This window comes from Rhodococcus sp. 077-4 (genome assembly GCF_047782425.1).
Lineage (GTDB): Bacteria > Actinomycetota > Actinomycetes > Mycobacteriales > Mycobacteriaceae > Rhodococcoides.
This window is the reverse complement of the sequence record NZ_JAJPWC010000008.1, coordinates 34496-54472: the sequence shown is the minus strand read 5'-3', so window position 1 is coordinate 54472 and position 19977 is coordinate 34496. Positions and strand designations below refer to the sequence as shown.

Annotated in this window: 20 protein-coding genes and 1 tRNA gene; 9 read left to right on the top strand and 12 right to left on the bottom strand. The window is 64.5% G+C overall.

Annotated features, from left to right (window positions below):
• Window positions 1-7 precede the first annotated feature (7 nt).
• Both ACNEOT_RS24755 and ACNEOT_RS24750 read left to right on the top strand, forming a co-directional pair.
• A complete protein-coding gene (locus ACNEOT_RS24755) occupies window positions 8-901 on the top strand; it encodes a hypothetical protein (protein ID WP_415977382.1) in 894 nt (297 codons plus the stop codon).
• A gap of 14 nt (window positions 902-915) precedes the next feature.
• Window positions 916-1503: a class I SAM-dependent methyltransferase gene (locus ACNEOT_RS24750; RefSeq protein WP_415977380.1), complete on the top strand. Its 588-nt coding sequence runs from the start codon at window positions 916-918 to the stop codon at window positions 1501-1503.
• A gap of 53 nt (window positions 1504-1556) precedes the next feature.
• Here ACNEOT_RS24750 and ACNEOT_RS24745 read toward each other — a convergent pair.
• Window positions 1557-1627: transfer RNA gene (locus ACNEOT_RS24745), tRNA-Cys, on the bottom strand.
• 131 nt (window positions 1628-1758) lie between these two features.
• Here ACNEOT_RS24745 and ACNEOT_RS24740 point away from each other — a divergent pair.
• Window positions 1759-2292, top strand: coding sequence for a MarR family winged helix-turn-helix transcriptional regulator (locus ACNEOT_RS24740; RefSeq protein ID WP_415977379.1), 534 nt, complete (start codon window positions 1759-1761; stop codon window positions 2290-2292).
• 103 nt (window positions 2293-2395) lie between these two features.
• On the top strand, window positions 2396-3220 hold the full coding sequence (locus tag ACNEOT_RS24735) for a hypothetical protein (protein WP_415977377.1): 825 nt from the start codon (window positions 2396-2398) through the stop codon (window positions 3218-3220).
• 46 nt (window positions 3221-3266) lie between these two features.
• Here the strand turns inward: ACNEOT_RS24735 and ACNEOT_RS24730 are convergent, their stop codons facing one another.
• From ACNEOT_RS24730 to ACNEOT_RS24700, 7 genes are all read right to left on the bottom strand, one after another.
• The gene (locus ACNEOT_RS24730) at window positions 3267-4043 is read right to left on the bottom strand and encodes an enoyl-CoA hydratase (RefSeq protein WP_415977376.1); all 777 of its coding nucleotides are present in this window, start codon (window positions 4041-4043) and stop codon (window positions 3267-3269) included.
• Window positions 4040-4948 (bottom strand): 3-hydroxyisobutyrate dehydrogenase, encoded by a 909-nt coding sequence (gene mmsB, locus ACNEOT_RS24725; RefSeq protein WP_415977374.1) that lies wholly within the window; start codon window positions 4946-4948, stop codon window positions 4040-4042. Before mmsB ends, ACNEOT_RS24730 begins: the two co-directional genes overlap by 4 nt.
• The gene (locus ACNEOT_RS24720; RefSeq protein WP_415977372.1) at window positions 4945-6018 is read right to left on the bottom strand and encodes an enoyl-CoA hydratase/isomerase family protein; all 1074 of its coding nucleotides are present in this window, start codon (window positions 6016-6018) and stop codon (window positions 4945-4947) included. The genes mmsB and ACNEOT_RS24720 overlap by 4 nt, the downstream gene beginning before the upstream one ends.
• Window positions 6015-7154 (bottom strand): isobutyryl-CoA dehydrogenase, encoded by a 1140-nt coding sequence (locus tag ACNEOT_RS24715; protein ID WP_415977370.1) that lies wholly within the window; start codon window positions 7152-7154, stop codon window positions 6015-6017. The genes ACNEOT_RS24720 and ACNEOT_RS24715 overlap by 4 nt, the downstream gene beginning before the upstream one ends.
• 7 nt (window positions 7155-7161) lie before the next feature.
• The gene (locus ACNEOT_RS24710) at window positions 7162-8670 is read right to left on the bottom strand and encodes a CoA-acylating methylmalonate-semialdehyde dehydrogenase (protein WP_415977368.1); all 1509 of its coding nucleotides are present in this window, start codon (window positions 8668-8670) and stop codon (window positions 7162-7164) included.
• Between the two features lie 77 nt (window positions 8671-8747).
• Window positions 8748-9500 carry an SWIM zinc finger family protein gene (locus ACNEOT_RS24705; protein ID WP_415977367.1) on the bottom strand — a complete coding sequence of 251 codons (753 nt, stop codon included), beginning with the start codon at window positions 9498-9500 and terminating at the stop codon, window positions 8748-8750.
• Window positions 9500-12343, bottom strand: a complete 2844-nt coding sequence (locus tag ACNEOT_RS24700) for a DEAD/DEAH box helicase (protein ID WP_415977416.1) — start codon at window positions 12341-12343, stop codon at window positions 9500-9502. Before ACNEOT_RS24700 ends, ACNEOT_RS24705 begins: the two co-directional genes overlap by 1 nt.
• A 72-nt stretch (window positions 12344-12415) precedes the next feature.
• Here ACNEOT_RS24700 and ACNEOT_RS24695 point away from each other — a divergent pair, with 72 nt between their 5' ends.
• From ACNEOT_RS24695 to ACNEOT_RS24685, 3 genes are all read left to right on the top strand, one after another.
• Window positions 12416-13315 carry an NADP-dependent oxidoreductase gene (locus ACNEOT_RS24695; RefSeq protein WP_415977366.1) on the top strand — a complete coding sequence of 300 codons (900 nt, stop codon included), beginning with the start codon at window positions 12416-12418 and terminating at the stop codon, window positions 13313-13315.
• 144 nt (window positions 13316-13459) lie between these two features.
• A complete protein-coding gene (locus tag ACNEOT_RS24690; protein WP_415977414.1) occupies window positions 13460-14134 on the top strand; it encodes an HNH endonuclease family protein in 675 nt (224 codons plus the stop codon).
• Window positions 14135-14164: 30 nt separating this feature from the next.
• Window positions 14165-14992 carry a shikimate 5-dehydrogenase gene (locus ACNEOT_RS24685; protein ID WP_415977365.1) on the top strand — a complete coding sequence of 276 codons (828 nt, stop codon included), beginning with the start codon at window positions 14165-14167 and terminating at the stop codon, window positions 14990-14992.
• Between the two features lies 1 nt (window position 14993).
• On the opposite strand, the gene nagB is transcribed toward ACNEOT_RS24685, so the two are convergent.
• From nagB to ACNEOT_RS24670, 3 genes are read right to left on the bottom strand one after another with little or no spacing between them, the layout of a single operon-like run.
• Window positions 14994-15773 carry a glucosamine-6-phosphate deaminase gene (gene nagB, locus ACNEOT_RS24680; RefSeq protein WP_415977364.1) on the bottom strand — a complete coding sequence of 260 codons (780 nt, stop codon included), beginning with the start codon at window positions 15771-15773 and terminating at the stop codon, window positions 14994-14996.
• Window positions 15774-16958 carry an N-acetylglucosamine-6-phosphate deacetylase gene (locus ACNEOT_RS24675; RefSeq protein ID WP_415977362.1) on the bottom strand — a complete coding sequence of 395 codons (1185 nt, stop codon included), beginning with the start codon at window positions 16956-16958 and terminating at the stop codon, window positions 15774-15776.
• Complete coding sequence (locus tag ACNEOT_RS24670) at window positions 16955-18202, bottom strand: PTS transporter subunit EIIC (RefSeq protein WP_415977361.1); 1248 nt, start codon at window positions 18200-18202, stop codon at window positions 16955-16957. The genes ACNEOT_RS24675 and ACNEOT_RS24670 overlap by 4 nt, the downstream gene beginning before the upstream one ends.
• Window positions 18203-18364: 162 nt before the next feature.
• Here ACNEOT_RS24670 and ACNEOT_RS24665 point away from each other — a divergent pair, with 162 nt between their 5' ends.
• Window positions 18365-18595 carry a glucose PTS transporter subunit EIIB gene (locus ACNEOT_RS24665; protein WP_415977360.1) on the top strand — a complete coding sequence of 77 codons (231 nt, stop codon included), beginning with the start codon at window positions 18365-18367 and terminating at the stop codon, window positions 18593-18595.
• Window positions 18592-19056, top strand: a complete 465-nt coding sequence (locus ACNEOT_RS24660) for a PTS sugar transporter subunit IIA (protein WP_415977359.1) — start codon at window positions 18592-18594, stop codon at window positions 19054-19056. Before ACNEOT_RS24665 ends, ACNEOT_RS24660 begins: the two co-directional genes overlap by 4 nt.
• A 2-nt stretch (window positions 19057-19058) precedes the next feature.
• Here ACNEOT_RS24660 and ACNEOT_RS24655 read toward each other — a convergent pair whose 3' ends face one another.
• Window positions 19059-19805: a GntR family transcriptional regulator gene (locus ACNEOT_RS24655; RefSeq protein ID WP_415977412.1), complete on the bottom strand. Its 747-nt coding sequence runs from the start codon at window positions 19803-19805 to the stop codon at window positions 19059-19061.
• Window positions 19806-19977: the final 172 nt, after the last annotated feature.

Below are 19977 nucleotides of genomic sequence, written 5' to 3'. Positions count from 1 at the left end.
TTTCTCCATGTCCGAGGATCTCCCCCATATCGACACCGTCACAGACGACCTGTATTCGCTGGCACCCGCTGATTTCGTCTCGCATCGCACCGCCTACGTCACCCGGTTCAAGAAAGCCGGCGACAAAGCCGGTGCCACCCGCATCGGTGCCCTCCGCAAGCCCACGGTCGTAGCGTGGTTGGTCAACGTCCTCGCCCGTCGAGACGAGTCCGCCCTGGCGGAGCTGTTCGACCTCGGTGAGCAACTGGAACGAGCTCAGCAGCGCGGAGACGGCCCCCGGCTGCGCGAATTATCCACTGCTAGAAGCACTTCGATACGGACACTCACCGATCGAGCCGTCTCGCTGGGACGCGACCTCGGGACGACCGTCGGCGACAACGCCGCCCGCGAGATCTCCAACACCCTCAATGCGGCGATGGCCGACCCCGAGATACGCGACCGGGTTCGCGCAGGCAGAACTGTGGTGGCCGAAACCTACAGCGGCTTCGGGCCTGCGCTGCTCTCGCTCGTTCCCGATCCACCCGACGATCACGATGACGACGACGTCCATGAGTCAGGCCCGGCATCTCCGGAGATCGAGGACGACCGGCAGAAAATCGACGAAGCCGAACGGAACCGACTGCTCGCCGAACTCGAGTCGGCCGAATCCGATCTCGATACCGCTCGCACCGACGCCGAGGTCGCCCAGGCCGACACCGAACGAACGGCGTCCGAATTACGCAGCGCTGCAGCAGAAGTCGAGCGGATCGAGGCCGAGTTGGAGGCCGCCCGAGCCAGAGCGCAGGCTGCGCGAGAAGCAGACGAGGCCAGTGTCGTACAGGCGGAGTCGACGGCAGAGGCACTCGAAGCGGCCCGCGCCCGGGTCGCCGAAGCCCAGTCGGCCCTCGAAGAACTGAGCTGACCTACCCTGGCGAGGTGACCACACGCTGGCAAGCCGAGAACTCCGCGGACGACTCCGCGCGCTACATCGAGCGATTCGACCGCCTGGCCGAACGCGGCGTGGATCTACACGGCGAGGCCCGGATGGTCGACGCGGTGGTCTCCCCCGCGTCGAGCATCCTCGATGCCGGATGCGGAACCGGCCGACTCGGTGCGGAGTTGGCCCGACGCGGCCACCGTGTGACCGCCGTCGATCTGGATCCGGTTCTGGTCGACGCGGCGCGGAGTCGCCCCGAACTCGAGGTGCATCTCGCCGATCTGACGACGCTCGATCTGGGACGGACGTTCGACGCGGTTGTCGCGGCAGGCAATGTGTTGGTATTCATGCAGCCCGGTACCGAACACACTGCGCTCGAACGTATTTGGGCACACCTGGCCGATGATGGGGTGTTCGTCACCGGATTCGCCACAGATCGCGAGTACACCGTCGGCATGCTCGACGAGGATCTGGCTGCGGCAGGATTCATCCTCGAGCATCGATTTGCGACGTGGGATCTACGGCCCTGGCACGTCGACGCCGACTGGGCCGTCACCGTGGCACGGAAGCCGGCATTGCTGGCCTGACGTCCCGGGAAAAGCAATCGGGGCCGACCACTGATGGTCGGCCCCGATCTTCGAGCGAGCGACGGGATTCGAACCCGTGTAAACGGCTTTGCAGGCCGGTGCCTAGCCACTCAGCCACACCCGCATCGCCTATGACGATGCCGTGTACGGCACCGGAGATCCACAGTTGCGATCACCGTGATTCGAAGACCCTCGACATCACGGCCCCGTGATTCGGTAGACGCACGAACCGGACACCGTGGGAGGATGGTCGGTATGCCAGCACCGTCTCCGCTTCCCCTCGATCCCATTGCAGAGGCTCATCGTCAATGGACCAAGCACGGGTGGTCCGACGCCGCCGACGGTATGGCCGCGGTGACGTCGTTGATGCGTGCGCAGCAGATCATGCTGGCCCGGGTCGAGGAAGCGTTGAAGCCGACGGGGCTGACCTTTTCGCGTTACGAATTGCTGACGTTGTTGACGTTCACCAAGAATGGCGCCCTGCCCATGGCAAAGGCGAGTGCGCGTCTGCAGGTGCATCCCACGAGCGTGACCAACGCTGTCGACCGACTCGAGTCCGTCGGGTACGTTCGGCGCATTCCCCACCCGAGCGATCGACGCACCACTCTTGTCGAAATCACCGAGCAGGGACGCACGTTGGCCGTCGAGGCCACCGAGCGCTTGAACTCGCTGGTATTCGCCAAACCAGGGCTGGCGCGTGACAAGTTGCTGGCTCTCGTTCGGATCTTGGCGGAACTGCGTTCGGATGCAGGCGATTTCGACAGTGACGAAATAACCACATCGTTCTGAGTTCGGTCGTGACTCGTCACAAGGCAATGGCACACCCGTACCGTTCCGTGGTCCAATTGCAGTGGGGTCAGGGCGGAGTCGATCTGCTGAAGGGTGGGGCGGGGTGCTGGTGTTGGGGGTCGGTGCGGGGGCACACGGTGTACGCGCAATTCTGACGTATTTGGACAGTCCCCATCGCACCCCCATCGTGTCGCGGACGGTGCGGCGCGCCCCCGGCCAGTCGCTGTCCACCACGATCGCCACCGGCGTCGACGCCATCCACTCCATCGCCGCGACGATGTCGCTCCCGGTACAGTTCTCGGCCATCGCCTACCGGGTGGCCACCGATCCCGGCCCGGTGGCCACCCGCGGCACGGCCCGCACTGCCTCGCTCGTTCCCGAAACCGCTGCGCAAGTGCGCTATCTGCGCTTCATCGGGCTGGTACCCAATCATGGAGTGACGGTGCTGTGCGATATCGGTAGCACCGGAACCACGGTCACCGTCATCGATCTCGCGTCCACTCGCACGCTCATGACGCGGCGCACTGCCACGTTCTGCGGCGACGATCTCGATCACTCGGTTCGCAGACTGCTCTCGTCCAACGGCGTTCGCGTCGGAATCGACGCCAGCCGATCCATCAAGGAGCAGCTGAGCGTCGACCCCGTCGTCAGCACGGCGGATTCATCCGGTGCTGCGCGGCATGTGCTGACCCGACGCGACTTCGACGATCTCATCGCCGGGCCGGTGCGGTACGCGGGCATGCTGGTGGAGCAGACGATCGAATTGTCCGGTGCCAGACCGCAGTCCATCGTCGTGGTCGGCGGAGGCGCGAACATTTCCTCGATAGCGCGGTCTCTCGAGCTGCGCACCGGCCTGACGACGCTGGTGCCGTCGATGCCGGAGCTGGTGTCGGCTCGCGGTGCCGCCCTACTGTCCCCCGGCAGGTAGGGCGGCCCACGAGTGGAGCCCGCGGAACGACCCGAAAGAGCGCCCCCTACCGGTGCTGGAAGTTCGGCGTCCGCTTCTCGATGAAGGCCGACATTCCTTCCTTCTGATCCTCGGTGGCGAAGGTCGAGTGAAACACGCGGCGCTCGAACAGAACACCCTCGCGCAGACTCGACTCGAACGATCGGTTCACCGCTTCCTTCGCCATCATGGCGACCGGTAGCGACATCTCGGCGATGGTGGTCGCAGTCGCGATGGCGTCGTCGAGGAGATCGGCGACCGGCACGATGCGCGAGACCAATCCTGCTCGCTCGGCTTCCTCGACATTCATGTTGCGGCCGGTCAGACACATCTCCATGGCCTTGGCCTTGCCCACCGCACGGGTCAGGCGTTGTGAACCGCCGATTCCTGGAATCACTCCCAGCTTGATCTCGGGCTGTCCGAACACCGCAGTGTCGGAGGCGATCAACACATCGCACAGCATCGCGAGTTCGCATCCGCCACCGAGCGCGTAACCGGACACCGCAGCGATCAACGGAGTCCGAGCCGCGGCCAGTCGATCCCAGGCCGCGAAGAAGTCGTCCAGATACACATCCATGTAGGACTTGGGCTGCATCTCCTTGATGTCGGCCCCGGCGGCGAATGCGCGCTCGGATCCGGTAATGAGGATGGCACCGATGCCGGTGTCCGCGTCGAGTTCCTCGACCACCGAGACGACCTCACGCATCAGCTCGGAGTTGAGCGCGTTCAACGCCTTCGGACGGTTGAGCGTGATGATGCCGACGCGTCCTCGACGCTCGAGCAGAATCGTCTCGTAGTCACTCACTGGCCTGCTCCGTTCGAGCGTTCGCGGATGTCGTTGATGATGCCGGAGAAGTCCACATCGGTGCCGCCCCCGGACGTTTCCTTGAACCGCGCGTACAGCTCGGCTGCGGCCAGGCCGAGGACGCCCTCGACACCGTTGTCGCGCAATGCATTCGCAGCCAGACCCAGGTCCTTGTCCATGAGCGCCGCGGCGAAGCCCGGCTTGTACTCGTTGTTGGCCGGGCTCGTCGGAACGGGACCGGGCACCGGGCAATTGGTCGTCAGCGCCCAGCATTGACCGGATGCAGTCGACGCCACGTCGAACAACGCCTGGTTGCTCAGGCCGAGCTTCTCCCCCAGCACGAAGGCCTCGCTGATGGCGATCATCGACACTCCGAGGATCATGTTGTTGCAGATCTTGGCGGCCTGGCCGTTGCCCGCCGCGCCGCAGTGCACCACCTTCCGACCCATGACATCGAGAACTGCTGCGGCAGAGGCGAAGTCCTCCTCGGAACCACCGACCATGAAGGTCAGCGTTCCCGCGGCGGCTCCCCCGACACCGCCGGAGACCGGCGCGTCGAGACTGCGATGGCCGGCCTCGTGCACAAGCGCGTGTGCTGCGTGTGCGTCGGCGACGTCGATGGTGGAGGAATCGATGAACAATGTGCCCGGCGCGGCAGCAGGCAGCAGGTCCGCGTACAGACCGAGAACCAGTTTTCCGTTGGGCAGCATGGTGATCACGATGTCGGCATCGGCGACGGCGGCAACGGCCGATTCCACCACGGTGACACCGTCTTTCGTGGCCTGCTCGAGCGCAGCGGGCACCAGATCGAAGCCCTGCACCGTGTAGCCGGCCGCAGCCAGGTTGGCGGCCATCGGTCCACCCATGTGGCCGAGGCCGATGAAGCCGATCGTCTTCTCGCTCATGACTGCTCACCTTCTGTGTGTGCGTTCGACAGGCCCAGTTCCGCGTCCCCGAGAGGTGCGAAGTAACGGTCGATGTCCTCGGTCGTGACGTCCGCCAACGTACGCGGCTGCCACTGCGGGTTGCGATCCTTCTCGACCACCTGCGCTCGAATCCCTTCGACGAGGTCGTGGCTGGACAGCGACGCGACCGACACGCGATATTCCTCGTCGAGCACTGCTTCGAGAGTGGGCAGCGTCGCGGCCCGACGCAGCGATCTCAGTGTCACAGCCAGCGACACCGGCGATTTGGACGCGATGTCCTGCGCTGCCTGCTGTGCTTCCGGCACTGAACTGGCGGCCAGAGCATCGATGATGCCCTGGACGTCGTCCCCGGCGTAGCACTTGTCGATCCATTCCTGCTGACCGGCAACCGCGGACTCCGGTGCCGGCTCACTGTACGTCGCGACGGCTTCTCCGACGCTGACCGTCTCGAGCGCCGAGTAGAAGTCTTCCAGCTTGTCGGAGGGAATGTAGTGATCGGCGAAACCGGCCGCGATGGCGTCGGCGGCGTTCATGCGCGCCGTGGTGAGTGCGAAGTGGGTGCCGATCTCGCCAGGTGCGCGCGAAAGTAGATACGTGCCACCCACATCGGGGATGAAACCGATTCCGACCTCGGGCATGGCGATCTTGGAACGTTCCGTCACGATGCGGGTGTTGGCATGTGCCGAGAGTCCGACGCCTCCACCCATGACGATGCCGTCCATGATGGCCACGAACGGCTTGGGGAAGTGAGCGATCGCGGCGTTGAGGATGTACTCCTCGCGCCAGAAGTCCTTGCTGCCCCCGGAGGTTCGAGCACTGCCGCCGTCTTTCGCGTCGTGGTAGATCGAGACGATATCGCCACCGGCGCACAGACCGCGTTCACCGGCTCCGGTCAGAAGGACAGTGTCGACCGTGTCGTCGGTTGCCCACTGCGCCAACACCGGTGCGATCTCGCGCACCATCGCATGGTCGAGCGCGTTGATGGCCTTGGGGCGGTTGAGGGTGATGCGGCCGACACCGCCGGAGACCTCGAGGATCACATCGCTCATGCGGCACCCACGATCGAACGAGCAACGACGACGCGCATGATTTCGTTGGTACCTTCCAGGATCTGATGGACCCGAAGGTCGCGGACGATCTTCTCGACACCGTATTCGGCGAGGTAACCGTAACCGCCCAACAGCTGCAAAGCTCCGTTGGCGACGTCGAATCCGGTGTCGGTGCCGAAACGCTTTGCCATCGCGCACATTTCGACCTTGTCGGGAGCGTCGTTCTGCAAGGCGTCCGCGGCCCGCCACAGCAGGGTTCGGGCAGCTTCGAGCTCGGTCTTGAAGTCGGCCAACCGAAACTGGAGTGCCTGCGCGTCGAGCAACCGTGCCCCGAACGCCTTGCGCTCGGCGAGGTACGCAACGGCCTTGTCGAGAGCGGACTGCGCGCCGCCGATCGAACACGCGGCGATGTTGATGCGTCCGCCGTTGAGTCCGTTCATCGCGATACGGAACCCGTCACCCTCACTACCGAGCAGGTTCGCGGCCGGAACACGTACTCCTTCGAGAACGACCTGCCGGGTGGGCTGAGCATTCCAGCCCATCTTCTTCTCGTTCGCTCCGAACGAGAGCCCCGCGGAGTCCTTCGACACGATGAACGCCGAGATCCCGCGCGGCCCAGGCGCGCCGGTACGCGCCATGACGACGTACACCTCCGACGTTCCTGCGCCCGAAATGAATTGCTTGACGCCGTCCAACACGTACTCGTCGCCGTCGCGCACAGCTTTGGTGCCGAGCATCGCGGCATCGGATCCCGCGCCGGGCTCGGTGAGGCAATAACTCCCCAGCTGATCCATTGCGCACAGCCCAGGCAGCCAACGCTGCCGTTGCTCGTCGGTGCCGTAGGTGTCGATCATCCAGGCGACCATGTTGTGGATGGAGATGTACGCCGCGATGGACGGATCGCCGGTGGCCAACTGCTCGAAGATCCGCACCGAATCGACTCTGGTCAGACCCGATCCGCCGACATCCTCACGAATGTAGATGCCGCCCACACCCAGTCCCGCTGCCTTGCGGAGCACGTCGACCGGGAAGTGCTTGCGCTGATCCCAGTCGATGGCATTGGGGGCCAGGAACTCGTCGGCGAATTCGCGGGCGGTGTCGTTGATCGCTCGCTCGTCGTCGTTCAATGTGAACATCGCCGGGTCAGTCCATGTTCGGAATGACGAAGTGATTCTGTGCCGCAGCTTCTTTGGTGCCCGACGGCCAGCGCTGGGTGACGGTCTTGGTCTTGGTGTAGAAGCGAATCGAGTCGGGTCCGTGCTGGTTGAGATCGCCGAATCCCGAACGCTTCCAACCGCCGAACGTGTGGTAGGCGATCGGCACCGGAATCGGCACGTTGACTCCGACCATGCCGACCTGGACGCGGGAGCAGAAATCACGAGCGGTATCGCCGTCGCGGGTGAAGATGGAGACACCGTTGCCGTATTCGTGTTCGGTGGGAAGGCGCAGTGCGTCCTCGTAGTCCTTCGCGCGCACGACGATCAGGACGGGTCCGAAGATCTCTTCCTTGTAGATGCGCATGTCGGTGGCCACCTTGTCGAACAGCGTTGCGCCGGCGAAGAATCCGTTCTCATGGCCTTCGAGCACGAAGCCACGGCCGTCGACGACCAACTCGGCCCCCTCGTCCACGCCGATCTGGGTGTAATCGTTGACTCGCTTCAGCGCATCGCTGCCCACGAGCGGGCCGAAGTCCGCGCTCTCGTCGTCGGAGCGACCGATCTTCAGCTTCGCCACGCGCTCGGTCAGCTTGGCGACCAATGCATCCGCGGTCTCCTCGCCCACCGGAACTGCGACGGAAATGGCCATGCATCGCTCGCCCGCCGAGCCGTAGGCGGCACCGAGCAGAGCGTCGGCTACCTCGTCCAGATCGGCATCCGGCATCACCAGGGCGTGGTTCTTGGCTCCACCGAAGCACTGCGCGCGCTTGCCGTGCTGCGCTGCGGTCTCGTAGATGTACTGCGCGATGGGCGTCGAGCCGACGAAGCCGATCGCCTTGACGCGGTCGTCGGTGAGGAGCACGTCGACGGCAGTCTTGTCTCCGTTGACGACGTTGAACACACCCGGCGGCAGCCCTGCTTCGAGGAAGAGCTCGGCGAGCTTGAGCGGAACGGACGGGTCACGCTCGGACGGCTTGAGGATGAACGCGTTACCGCACGCGATGGCCGGGCCGGCCTTCCACAGCGGAATCATCGCGGGGAAGTTGAACGGGGTGATGCCTGCGACGACGCCGAGCGGCTGACGCATCGAGTAGACGTCGATTCCGCCGCCTGCTCCCTCGGTGTACTCGCCCTTGAGCAGATGCGGGATACCGACGGCGAATTCGACGACCTCGACACCTCGCTGGATGTCGCCTTTGGCGTCGGCGATGGTCTTGCCGTGCTCGGAGGACAGCAGACGGGCGAGCTCCTCGGTGTCGCGAGTGACCAACGCGAGGAACTTCATCAGCACGCGGGCGCGACGCTGCGGGTTCCACTTCGCCCACTCACGCTGGGCCTGTTCGGCATCGGCGATCACGGCCTCCACCTCGGACACATCGGCCAGGGGTACCCGTGCCTGCACCTCGCCGGTGTTGGGGTCGAAGACGTCCCCGAAGTTTCCTGAGGTACCTGCAACGTGCTTGCCGCCGATGAAGTGCGTGAGTTCGCGAGCCATGGAGTCGTCCGTCCTCGAGCGTGGAAAATGAAGTACGCCCATCCTATAGTCGGATGTCCACGTAAGTCCAGAGGCCGTCACATTCGGTCGTAGAACTGCCTCAGATCAGCAGTGGCACGACTGACCTCCGCCTCGGTGGAGCCGTCGGCTCGGAAGATCCGGCGCAGGATCAACGGATCGAGATCGTCTATCGCGGGAGCAAAGGACACGTGGGGAAGTTCGGGGAACGACGCGTCATCGGCAAACCAGTCGTCGGGGTCGAACTCGTCGCCCCCGTCGCCGACCCCCTCGATCAGCTGATCGAGATCGACTCCACGCAGCGTCAGGATGGTGGCCGCGGACGCATCGATGTGCTCGGCAGCGATGTACATCAGCGCGGCCGCGTGCTTGCAGGGCCACCCGTCGTCGGGGCAGGTGCAATCGAAATCGAGCTGCCCCTTGTCGTGTGGCAACAGCACCGTGGCGAGCGCCTGCGGAATGGCATTGGACGCCAACTCGGCCAGCATGCCTGGGTTCGATCGAACCCTGCCGACGAGAGCGGCAACCTCACCCTGAGTGAGGGGGTCGACGGTGACCGAGGCCGAGAACGGCTCGAGCTGACTGCCCTGCACCTCGCCGTAGATCTGTCCGCGTTCGACACCGAGCGTGAGCACCTGACCCTGGCGCGCATACGTTCTGCCCCGAGCGATTCGCCCCGGGTCCGCGAGATCCTCCATGGCCGCCACGAAATGCCTGCCCCACCACGTCTGCCCGAAAGCCCCGCGCTTGTTTCTGGACTCGATGCCGCCCTTGACTTTTCGCCGTTTGCCGTACTGCGAGAAGTCGACCATCACTCCCCCACTGCATCCTCGCTGAGGCGAAACAGTTCCTGCAGTTCCGCGGTGTCCATCTCGGTCACCCAGTTCTCGCCGGTGCCCACCGCCAGATTCGCCAGATCCTGCTTGGAAACGAGCATCGAGTCGATTCGTTCCTCCACGGTGCCAACACACAATAGTTTGCGCACCTCGACGTTCTTGCGCTGACCGATACGGAAGGCTCGGTCCGTCGCCTGATTCTCCACCGCAGGATTCCACCAGCGGTCCAGATGCACAACATGATTGGCGGCCGTCAGATTGAGCCCGGTACCGCCCGCCTTGAGCGAGAGCATCATGATCGGCGGACCGTCGTCGCTCTGGAACGTCTCCACCATCGCGTCGCGCTTGGCCTTGCTCACGCCGCCGTGCAGGAACGGTACGGCGGTCCCGAACCGTTCGGCGAAATACGGTGCAACCAGCTCACCGAACTCACGGAACTGCGTGAACAACAGCGCCTTCTCGTTGTCGCCCAGAATCGAATCGAGCATGTCCTCCACCAAACCGATTTTGCCGGACCGATGCTGGCCCCGCTTGAGTACCGGCGAGCCGTCGGACAGGAAATGAGCGGGATGGTTGCACACCTGTTTGAGTCGAGTGAGCGCCGAGAGCACCGCACCCTTGCGCTTCATGCCTTTCGCGTCGGCGATCTGCGCCATCATCTCGTCCACGACTGCCTTGTACAACGCGGCCTGCTCGGCGGTGAGGTTGGCGCGCACGGTCATCTCATTCTTCTCGGGCAGATCCGAGATGACCGTCGGATCGGTCTTGACGCGCCGCAGAATGAACGGCGAGGTGATGGCGCGCAGACGCGAGACAGCGTTCTCGTCGTTCTCCCGCTCGATCGGCACCGAAAATCGCTTACGGAAATCGGACGGTCTGCCCAGCATGCCCGGATTGGCGAAATCGAGAATGGACCTCAACTCGTCGAGACGGTTCTCCACGGGAGTTCCGGTGAGCGCCAACTTGTGATCCGCAGGAATGGCGAGCGCCGCCTTGGCCTGAACGGTGCCGGAGTTCTTGATGTGTTGAGCCTCGTCGAGAACGACGCGGCGCCACGTCTGCTCCGCCAGTTGTGCACGATCCTTGGCCATCAGCGCATACGTGGTGACGATCAGATCGTGTTCGGCAATTGCGCGGTCGAGTTCCTCCCCCTTGGATCTGGCCGGACCGTGATGCACCAGAACTCGCAGTGCCGGAGTGAATTTCGCTGCCTCGCGCTGCCAGTTGCCGACCACCGACATCGGTGCCACCAGCAGCGTCGGCGTCGAACTCTGCTCGTGCTCGAGCAGAGTCAGCACCTGCAGCGTCTTGCCGAGCCCCATGTCGTCGGCGAGTACCGCTCCGAGACCGAGCCGACTCATGAACGCGAGCCAATCGAGCCCCCGCTGCTGATACGGCCGCAGAGTGGCGTTCACACCGGCAGGAACTGGAATTGTCTCCGGCACCGCACCGGGTTCGAGCAAGGTGGCCGCCCACCCGGTGGCCCGAATGTCCTGGACCGGAGCCGGCGGTGGATCGGCCAACGTCATCTCGCGCATCAGTGTGCTCAGCGCAGTGCCGTCACCGTGATGCTCGGCAACGTATTTCGCGGCTCGCGCAAGCTGACCACCGTCGGCCAACACCCACTGACCGCGGAGCCGCACGAGGTCGCCCTTCGAGACGGCGAGTCTGTTCATCTCCGCCTCGGTGAGCACCATGTCGCCGAGCTGAAGTTGCCAGTCGTAGGACACCAATTCGTCCATACCGACCGCTCGATCGGCGGCTGCTTTCGTCACCGCGGGTGAGTCGACGCGCAGCCTCATCGACGGATCCAACCTGGTCCACGCCCGCGGTAGCAGAACTGTCGTTCCGGTCGCCTGCAGTGCCGTCGCACCGTGTTCGACGAGGTCGATGACCACCGACGTCGGAAGCAGCAGATCGAGAGTGCCTTCCTGGGACGGCAGATCGCGCAACCTCGGGTACGCCGCGACGGCCTCACCGAGCTTGCGCACCGCGATCGAGAGCAGGGTGGCATCGACCTTGCGGCTCATCGGAACCGGTCGCGGCGCTTCGCCATCCGCGCGCAGACACACCTGGAGCGTCCAGTACGACTCCACGGCCTTCTCGGGGACGTCGGGGCCCTCGGGCACGTCACGCTGCTCGTCGTCGGGCTCGAGCAGGCGTAGCACCAGGGAGGGTTCGTCCACGGTCAGGCTTCCGCGCCAATTCTCCAGCAACGTCGAGATCTGTTGAGTGCCGTCGGAATACGGATCATCGCGAACCAGAGCCGACAGCAACGGATGCTCCGAGTCGGGTCTACCCAGAACAGATCTGACGATCGGATCGGTGAGCTCCTCGATCATGTCGTCGAGGATCTTCTTGGGTCGCTCGCCTGCACGCTGCACCGACGGCATGGCGACGGCAAGTTCGCTGAGCCAGGCCCGTTGACGCTCGCCGCCGACCAGACGCCAGCGCGGCCACCACTGACCGTCCATCAGCTTCAGGGCCGGTACGACGCGACCGCCGCGGACCCAGCGTTCGATTCCGCGAGCGACGTGCGCCAGGTAGCGCAGGTCCCCGGAAATCAGCGGGTGGTCGGCCGGCGTCCGCAACAGCAAGTCGACCGAATCGTGCGGTGCGAGCGCGATCGCAGGGACCTGTACCGGGGCCTGCGCGGTAGTGCTGCGTCCCGGTGCAGGAAACGACACCGCAGCACGGTGCCGGAACGTTCGGGTGAGCACGTGTGCGTGCGTCGGGGGCAGATCCGGTTCGTTGCCGCTGGTGATCTCGTCGTCCCAGAGCATCAGCCCGGCACCGGGGGACCACAGACCGTGCAACATCGGTCCATCCAACCAGGACACACCGACATCACCGGCGTCGAGGCGGCCCGATGTATGAGGCACAGTAAGCGCATGATCGCGTACGGCTTCATCGAATACGGCGGGCCCGATACCCAGGCCTTCCTCGACCTCCCTGTCGCCGAGCCAGGGCCGGGGCAGATTCTCGTCGCGGTACACGCCGCCGGAGTCAATCCCGCGGACTGGAAAGTGCGGGCAGGCAATCGCAAGAGCACCGTGCACATCACTCTGCCCGCGGTGTTGGGGCGAGAAGTGGCGGGCACGGTCGTGCGCGTCGGCTCGGGAGTGGACGGATTTTCCACAGGCGACGCCGTGTTCGGGGCAACGGCGTCCGGTCACGGCGGATATGCGCAGTACACACTGCTCGATGCCGCAGGCGCAGCACCCAAGCCCGAGACGGTGTCCTGGGCGGTGGCGGCCACACTGCCGGTGGCTGCCGGAACGGCGTACGACGCGCTGCACGGACTGTCGGTGGTGGCAGGCAACACCGTTCTGGTACTCGGCGCAGGAGGCGGCGTCGGGTCATCGGTTCTTCAGCTGGCGCGCGCCGAAAGTATCGACGTTCTCGCGGTCGCGAGCGCAGGCAAGCGGGAATGGATCGAGAGCCTGGGAGCCGAGTTCGTTGCCTCCGGCCCCGACTACGTCGACTCGATCTCGCGGTCGGTTGACGGCATCGTCGATCTCGTCGGCGGCGACACGCTGCGTGCGGCCGCCGAGAAGACGGGGGCACCGATCGTCAGCGTGGCCGATCCGCTCCTGGCTGCGCAGTGGGGTGGATCAGGAGCCGAACGCGATCGCACCACAGCGGCATTCACCCGGTTGGCGGAACTCGTGTCCTCCGGTGTGCTTCGTCCGCGCATCGAGCACGTCTTCCCCCTCGAGCGCGCAGGCGAAGCTCTCGCTCTCGTCGAGAACGGACACGTGCTCGGCAAGGTCGTCGTCGAGGTCCGCTGACGCTCGGTTCGTGCGAGCGGCAGCTGTCGGTGCCGTCCGGCACACTGCTGACGCGAGAACCGAAAACCGAGTACGAAGATCGACGATGGGGCGTGCGTGAGAAAGCTGTGGGTGGCTGTGTTGCTGGTGATCGCTGCGGTGGTGATGGCTGCGTTCGGCTCGTGCGACCGGTCCGTCATACCCGGCTTCTCCCCCGCCGCACCGGCCCCTGGCAGTCCCACTCGCACCCAGATCGATCAGTTGCTCGCCCAGGTTCGCGTGGTCGCCACCCGACCCGACGCCCTCGGTTACGAGCGCGGGTGCAAGAGCGGCGAGGGGTGCGTGTTCGGTCCGGCGTGGACGGACGACTACGACGGGCCCGGCGGTCACGACGGTTGCGGTACCCGTGACAACGTGCTGGCGCTGTCGATGACCGAGGTCGAGTTCCGCGCAGGCACCCGCGACTGCGTCGTGCTCTCGGGTTCGCTGGCCGATCCGTATTCCGGCGAGCGGCTGCAGTTCACCAAGTCCGACGCCGGGAAAATTCAGATCGATCATGTCTACCCGCTGTCCGCTGCCTGGGACATGGGTGCGAACACGTGGTTGCCCGACAAGCGCATTCGGTTCGCAAACGACGTCGCATTCGAATTGTTGGCAGTCAACGGCCCGGACAATCAGACCAAGAGTGACAAGACGCCGTCGCAGTGGATGCCGCCGAACGCGGCCTACCACTGCTTCTACGCGGGCAAGTACCTGTCCGTCGCCGCCCAGTACGAGTTGCCGATCACGGCGGCCGATCACGATGTTCTCGCTTCCGTCGCATCGACGTGCTCGCCGTGAACCGACACCGATAGCGGTAACGTGAGGCCGATGGCAACGGCACACTCTCGCAGCTTCCTCGACCGTGAAACACAGCTCTGCATGTCACTGTCCGGCCGACCGAGCAACATCGGAACACGCTTCCACAACTACCTGTACGACGAGTTGGGCTTGAACTTCGTCTACAAGGCGTTCACCACCACAGACCTTGCCGCCGCGGTCGGCGGCGTTCGTGCGTTGGGTATTCGAGGCTGCGCCGTCTCCATGCCGTTCAAGGAAGATGTGATCGAACTGGTCGACGTGATGCACGAGTCGGCGAGCTCCATCGAATCCGTCAACACCATCGTCAACGAGAACGGCGTTCTGCACGCGTACAACACCGACTACCAGGCTGTCGCGAATCTTGTTGCTGCCAGCGGATTCTCGACCGAATACTCGGTAGCCGTCACCGGCAGCGGCGGCATGGCCAAGGCCGTCGTCGCCGCACTGCGCGACTCGGGTTTCACCCGTGGCACCGTCGTTGCCCGCAACCCGAACACCGGCCCGGACCTCGCCGAGGCCTACGGCTACGACTGGTCGGCCGAGGCAGTCGGCGCAGACCTGCTCGTGAACGTGACTCCGGTGGGGATGACCGGTGGGCCCGACGCCGATTCGACCCCGTTCACCGACGAGCAGATCTCCGCCGCGAGCGCAGTGTTCGACGTCGTCGCCATGCCGTCCGAGACGCCGCTCGTTCTCGCCGCGCGCGCAGCGAACAAGCCCGTGATCACCGGCGCTCAGGTGATCGCCCTTCAGGCAGCCGAACAGTTCGTCCTCTACACCGGGGTGCGGCCGTCGGACGAGCAGATCGCGCGCGCATCGGAATTCTCGCGCAGCTGACTCACAGGTGCTGCCAACGGGGCTTGTCGGCGTAGGCGTATCGGTAGTACTCGGCAAGAGCGAGCGACGACGCCGCGGCCTCGTCCAGCAGCACCGTCGCATGCGGGTGCCATTGGATCACCGAGGCGGGGCAGTATGCCGACAGCGGTCCTTCGACCGCCGCTGCCACCGCATCGGCCTTGGCCTCCCCGGTCGCGATCAACACCAGGTGTCGCGCCTCGTCGATGGTGCCCAGACCCTGCGTCAACACGTGGTGCGGCACGTCCTCGGGCGAATCGAAGAAACGCGCATTGTCGGCGCGAGTCTGTTCGGTGAGCGTCTTCACGCGCGTCCTGGACCGCAGGGATGACCCGGGCTCGTTGAATCCGATGTGCCCGTCGGTGCCGATTCCGAGGATCTGAACATCGATGCCGCCTGCAGCCGCGATCGCCGCGTCGTACCGCTGCGCCTCGGCAGCGATGTCGTCCGCTTCGCCGTCCGGCGAGAACACCTCGGCGTCGTCCACGTCGACGTGGTCCACGAAATTGTCTCGAATGAACGAAAAGTAGGATTGCTCAGCCGTTTTCGCCAGCCCGATGTACTCGTCGAGCAGAAACGCTCGACACCGAGCAAACGTCAGACCGTCCTCGCGATGCCGTCGAGACAACTCGCGATACGCACCTACCGGGGTGGACCCTGTTGCCAAGCCCAGTACGGCAGGACCGGCTCGGACGACTCGTTCGACGATGTCGGCGGCAGTTCGATCCACAGCCTCGACCCCCTCGAGGATCACGACCTCCATCTAGCTGTCCTCTCTTGTCGCGGTTCCGCCTCTGATCACCTGACGTGGCTCGAAAGCGGCGTCGAGCACCAGCACGTCGGCCCTCATGCCCTGTTCGAGGCAACCGATGTCGGAGCCGAGGCCGATCGATGTGGCCGGGGTCGACGACCCGGCCCGTACCGCCTCGACCAAGGGCACACCGGCGTTCTGTACGGCTCGACGAACCAGGTCCAGCACGGTTGCGGTACCGCCCGCGATCGGAGCCGTCTCGGGATCGGTCTCACGGGACAACCGCGCGATCGAGTCGTGCACGGTCACGTCCAGTGGCCCGAGTCGATATCGACCGTCCGCCATACCGGCCGCCGCCATGGCGTCGGAGACCAGGGCGATGCGTGCGCCACCAACGAGATCGAACACCGCGCGCACGGTCTCGTCGGCGAGATGCACTCCGTCGCCTATCAATTCCAGCACCATGTCGCCGCGGGCCGCAGCCGCCAGGCATTCGCTCACCGGCCCCGGTGCCCGGTGGTGCCAGGTCGGCATTCCGTTGAACAGGTGGGTGGCGGTGATCGGCCCGTGTCCCAGCAATTCGATACCTCGGCGGGTGGTGAGCGCGTCGGCGTCCGTGTGTCCGACACTCGGCAGTACGTCGTTCTCGCGCAACATCTCTGCGACGGCGGCGAACCCGTCGACCTCGGGTGCCAGAGTCATCGAACGCACCGATCCCCGACCTGCGTCGAGGATATCGCGCAGCAGTCCGGGATCACCCGTCCGGAGCGACGCCGGGTCCTGTGCTCCACATCGAGCGACCGACAGAAACGGTCCCTCGACGTGTACCCCGGCGACGTCGCCCGACTCGTACAGATCGCCCAACAGAGACGTCTGGGCGACCAGCCGTTCGGCCGGTGCCGATACCAGCGAGGCAAGCATCGTGGTGGTGCCGCGGGAGCGATGATGCTGCACGGCCGTCCTGAGATCGGCCGAAGGCGAATCAGGAAAAGAGACCCCGGCGCCGCCGTGACAGTGCAGATCGACCAAGCCGGGAAGGATGATCGAATCCGATTGTGGTGCAACGCCCCCGAGCCACTCTCGAGCCGGTCCGACCCACGAGATTCGGTCTCCGATCCAGGCAACGACGCCGTCCTCGATCACCTCATCCCGGGTGACGACCCGACCTCGGAGCGTCGTCGCAGTCGGTGCGGTCATGCCCGATCGGGTTCGGGCGCGGCCTCGTCCTCACGTCCGGGGGTGCGCAGATTCCACTTCTTGATGACGAAGCTGAACAAGAAGTAGTAGATCACCGCGTACACCAGACCGATGGGGATCAGCAGCCATGCCTTGGTGGCGATTCCGTAGTTCAGCAGGTAGTCGATGCCACCGGCGGAGAAGAAGAACCCGTCATGTATTCCGAGGGCATTGGTCAGCGCCATCGAGGTTCCGGTCAGGACTGCGTGAATGATGTAGAGCGGCCAGGCGACGAACATGAACGAGTACTCGAGCGGCTCGGTGATACCGGTGACGAATGCAGTCAGGCCGGTGGACAACATGATTCCGCCGACGATCTTCTTCTGCGACGGCTTGGCGTTGCGGTAGATCGCGAAGGCGGCAGCGGGGAGCGCGAACATCATGATCGGGAAGAATCCGGTCATGAACACTCCGGCGGACGGGTCGCCGGCGAAGAATCGGTTGAGATCACCACGCACCAGCTGGCCGCTCGCATCCTGGTAGTCACCGACGAGGAACCAGACGACGGAATTCAGAATGTGGTGCAGCCCGGTGGGAATGAGCATGCGGTTGGCGAATCCGTAGATTCCACTTCCCACCACGCTGTGGTCGGCCACGGTGTTACCGACCCATTGGAGGGCACTGTAGAAGAGTGGGTACACGAACGACATGATCACCGCGACAACGAGACCGGTGATCGCCGTCATGATCGGCACGAGCCGGCGGCCGCTGAAGAAGCCGAGATAGTCCGGCAGCTTCTGTCGATAGAACCGCTGCCAGAGGACAGCCGAGAGCAGTCCGATGACGATGCCCGCCAGGACTCCGTAGTCGATCACGGCCGGGTCGCCTTTGGCGTCGACCTTCCCGTCGAGCACGACTGGTGACATCGCGGTGAAGACACCGTTCATCACCATGTAGCCGACCACCGCGGCGAGCGCGGTCGAACCGTCGGACTTCTTCGCCCAGCCGATTGCGATACCGACCGCGAAGATGAGCGGAAGCCAGGTGAACACTGATTGACCTGCGGCGGAGATGACCGCAGCGGTGGTCTCGAGTGCACTGAATCTTCCCAGCAGGTCGTCCTGACCGAGCCGCAGCAGGATTCCGGCGGCGGGCAGAACAGCGATAGGAAGCATGAGGCTGCGACCGAACCGCTGCAGTCCGGCCAGTGATCGGGATTCCTTCTTCGGCTCGGTGTCGACCGAGTCCGTCTTCTTCTGGGTCATGGCGACCTTCTCTTCGAGGCTGGTCCCTACAGGGCGACTTCGCTGTTGTGACCGGATGACATCAGGGGTACTGTCCGGTCATTACCAGTTGTAGTTTGGCCAGGTGGCAAGCACATGTCAACCCGGCCATGTGATCCAGCCGACAGAATGCGAGAACCGAACATGACCAAGGCGGACGCGATCGTGAAGGGTCTCGGCGGTGCCGAGAACATCGTCGAAATCGAAGCGTGCATCACCCGGCTACGCACCGAGGTGAAAGACGGGTCGTTGGTGGACGAGGCAGCACTGAAGGCGGCAGGGGCCCATGGGGTCTTTCACAAGGGAACCGCCGTTCAGGTCATCGTCGGCCCAGAAGCCGACACGCTCGCAGAAGACATCGGCGACATTCTGTGAGCAACGGCAAACGGATTCTCAGTCCCGTTGCCGGCCGGATCATCTCCCTTGCCGACGTGCCCGACCCGGTGTTCTCGGCGCAGATGGTCGGCTCCGGTGTCGCACTTCGCCCGACAGCAGACAAGGGTGCCGTCGAGGTCCGCTCCCCGATCGCCGGCACCATTCTCAAACTGCACCCGCACGCGTTCGTCGTCCTCACCGAGAACAAGGCGGGCATATTGGTACACATCGGTATCGACACCGTGAAGATGAGAGGCGAGGGCTTCGAACTCGTTGCAGCGGAGGGTGATCGAGTCGAAGCCGGCGACCTCGTCGTAACCTACGATCCTGCTGCGATCGCGGCGGCGGGCTACTCCGATGTCGTTCCCGTGGTCCTGATGGACTCGAAACCGGACTCGATCACGAGCGCCGGCATCGGCAGCAGCGCCGCGGTGGGCGACCTGTTGTACGAGTTGCCCTGACCTCACCGACGCTGCGAGGTGCGTCGCCCGCCTTCTACTTCCATCGACAGTTGATACCGGTCGCAGCGGTACCAACTCTCGGTGTGCTCGAGAGGCTCGTCACCACTGAAAGAGACGCGGTCGAAATACAGAACGGGTGCACCGCGCTTGGTACCCAGCAAGGTGGCCGTATCACTGTCGGCTGCAGTGGCTTTGACGGTCTGCTCGGCCCGATCGATGGTCAACCCGTAATGGATCTGCACCGCCTCGTACACGGATTTGCTCAGATCGTGATCGATCAGACCCGGGAGCAGTGCGGCACGAAACCAGCCGTCGTCGACACTCACGGGTTCTGCGTCGGCCAGTCGTAGACGCTTGACGTGGTAGGTCTGCTCGCCGTCGGCCAGGCCCAGAGCGCGAGTCGTTGCCGCCGAGGGGTTTTCGAGCCGCGCGAACAACACCACCGTCGTGGGCGTCAAACCCTGCGCGCGCATCTCCTCCGAGAACGAGGCGAGGTGCAAGCGAGACTGCACGGTACGACTGGCCACGAACGTGCCCTTGCCGCGAACCCGCACGAGGTGTCCGTCGTTGACGAGCTGCCCGATGGCTTCGCGGACGGTGATACGACTGACCCCGTAGTCCTCCATCAACTTCCGCTCACTCGGCATCAGATCGCCGGGCTGAAGCTCTTTGGTGCAGCGGTGCAGCAGAATTGCGCGAAGCTGTTCGTGCTTCGGTATCTGACTGTCCCTCAGATGTACGGGCATCACCACTGCGCCGGCCTTTCCGTCACTCGCCGAACCAGCGGTACGGACTGGTCCGGTCCAACCAAGACTACGTCACACCGGTGGTGCCCCGACAGTATTCGGCCGCCGCCACGTAGCGCCGCGCGACTCGACATGAAACGACGCGACAGGCGAGGGAACACAGTGCATCATCGTC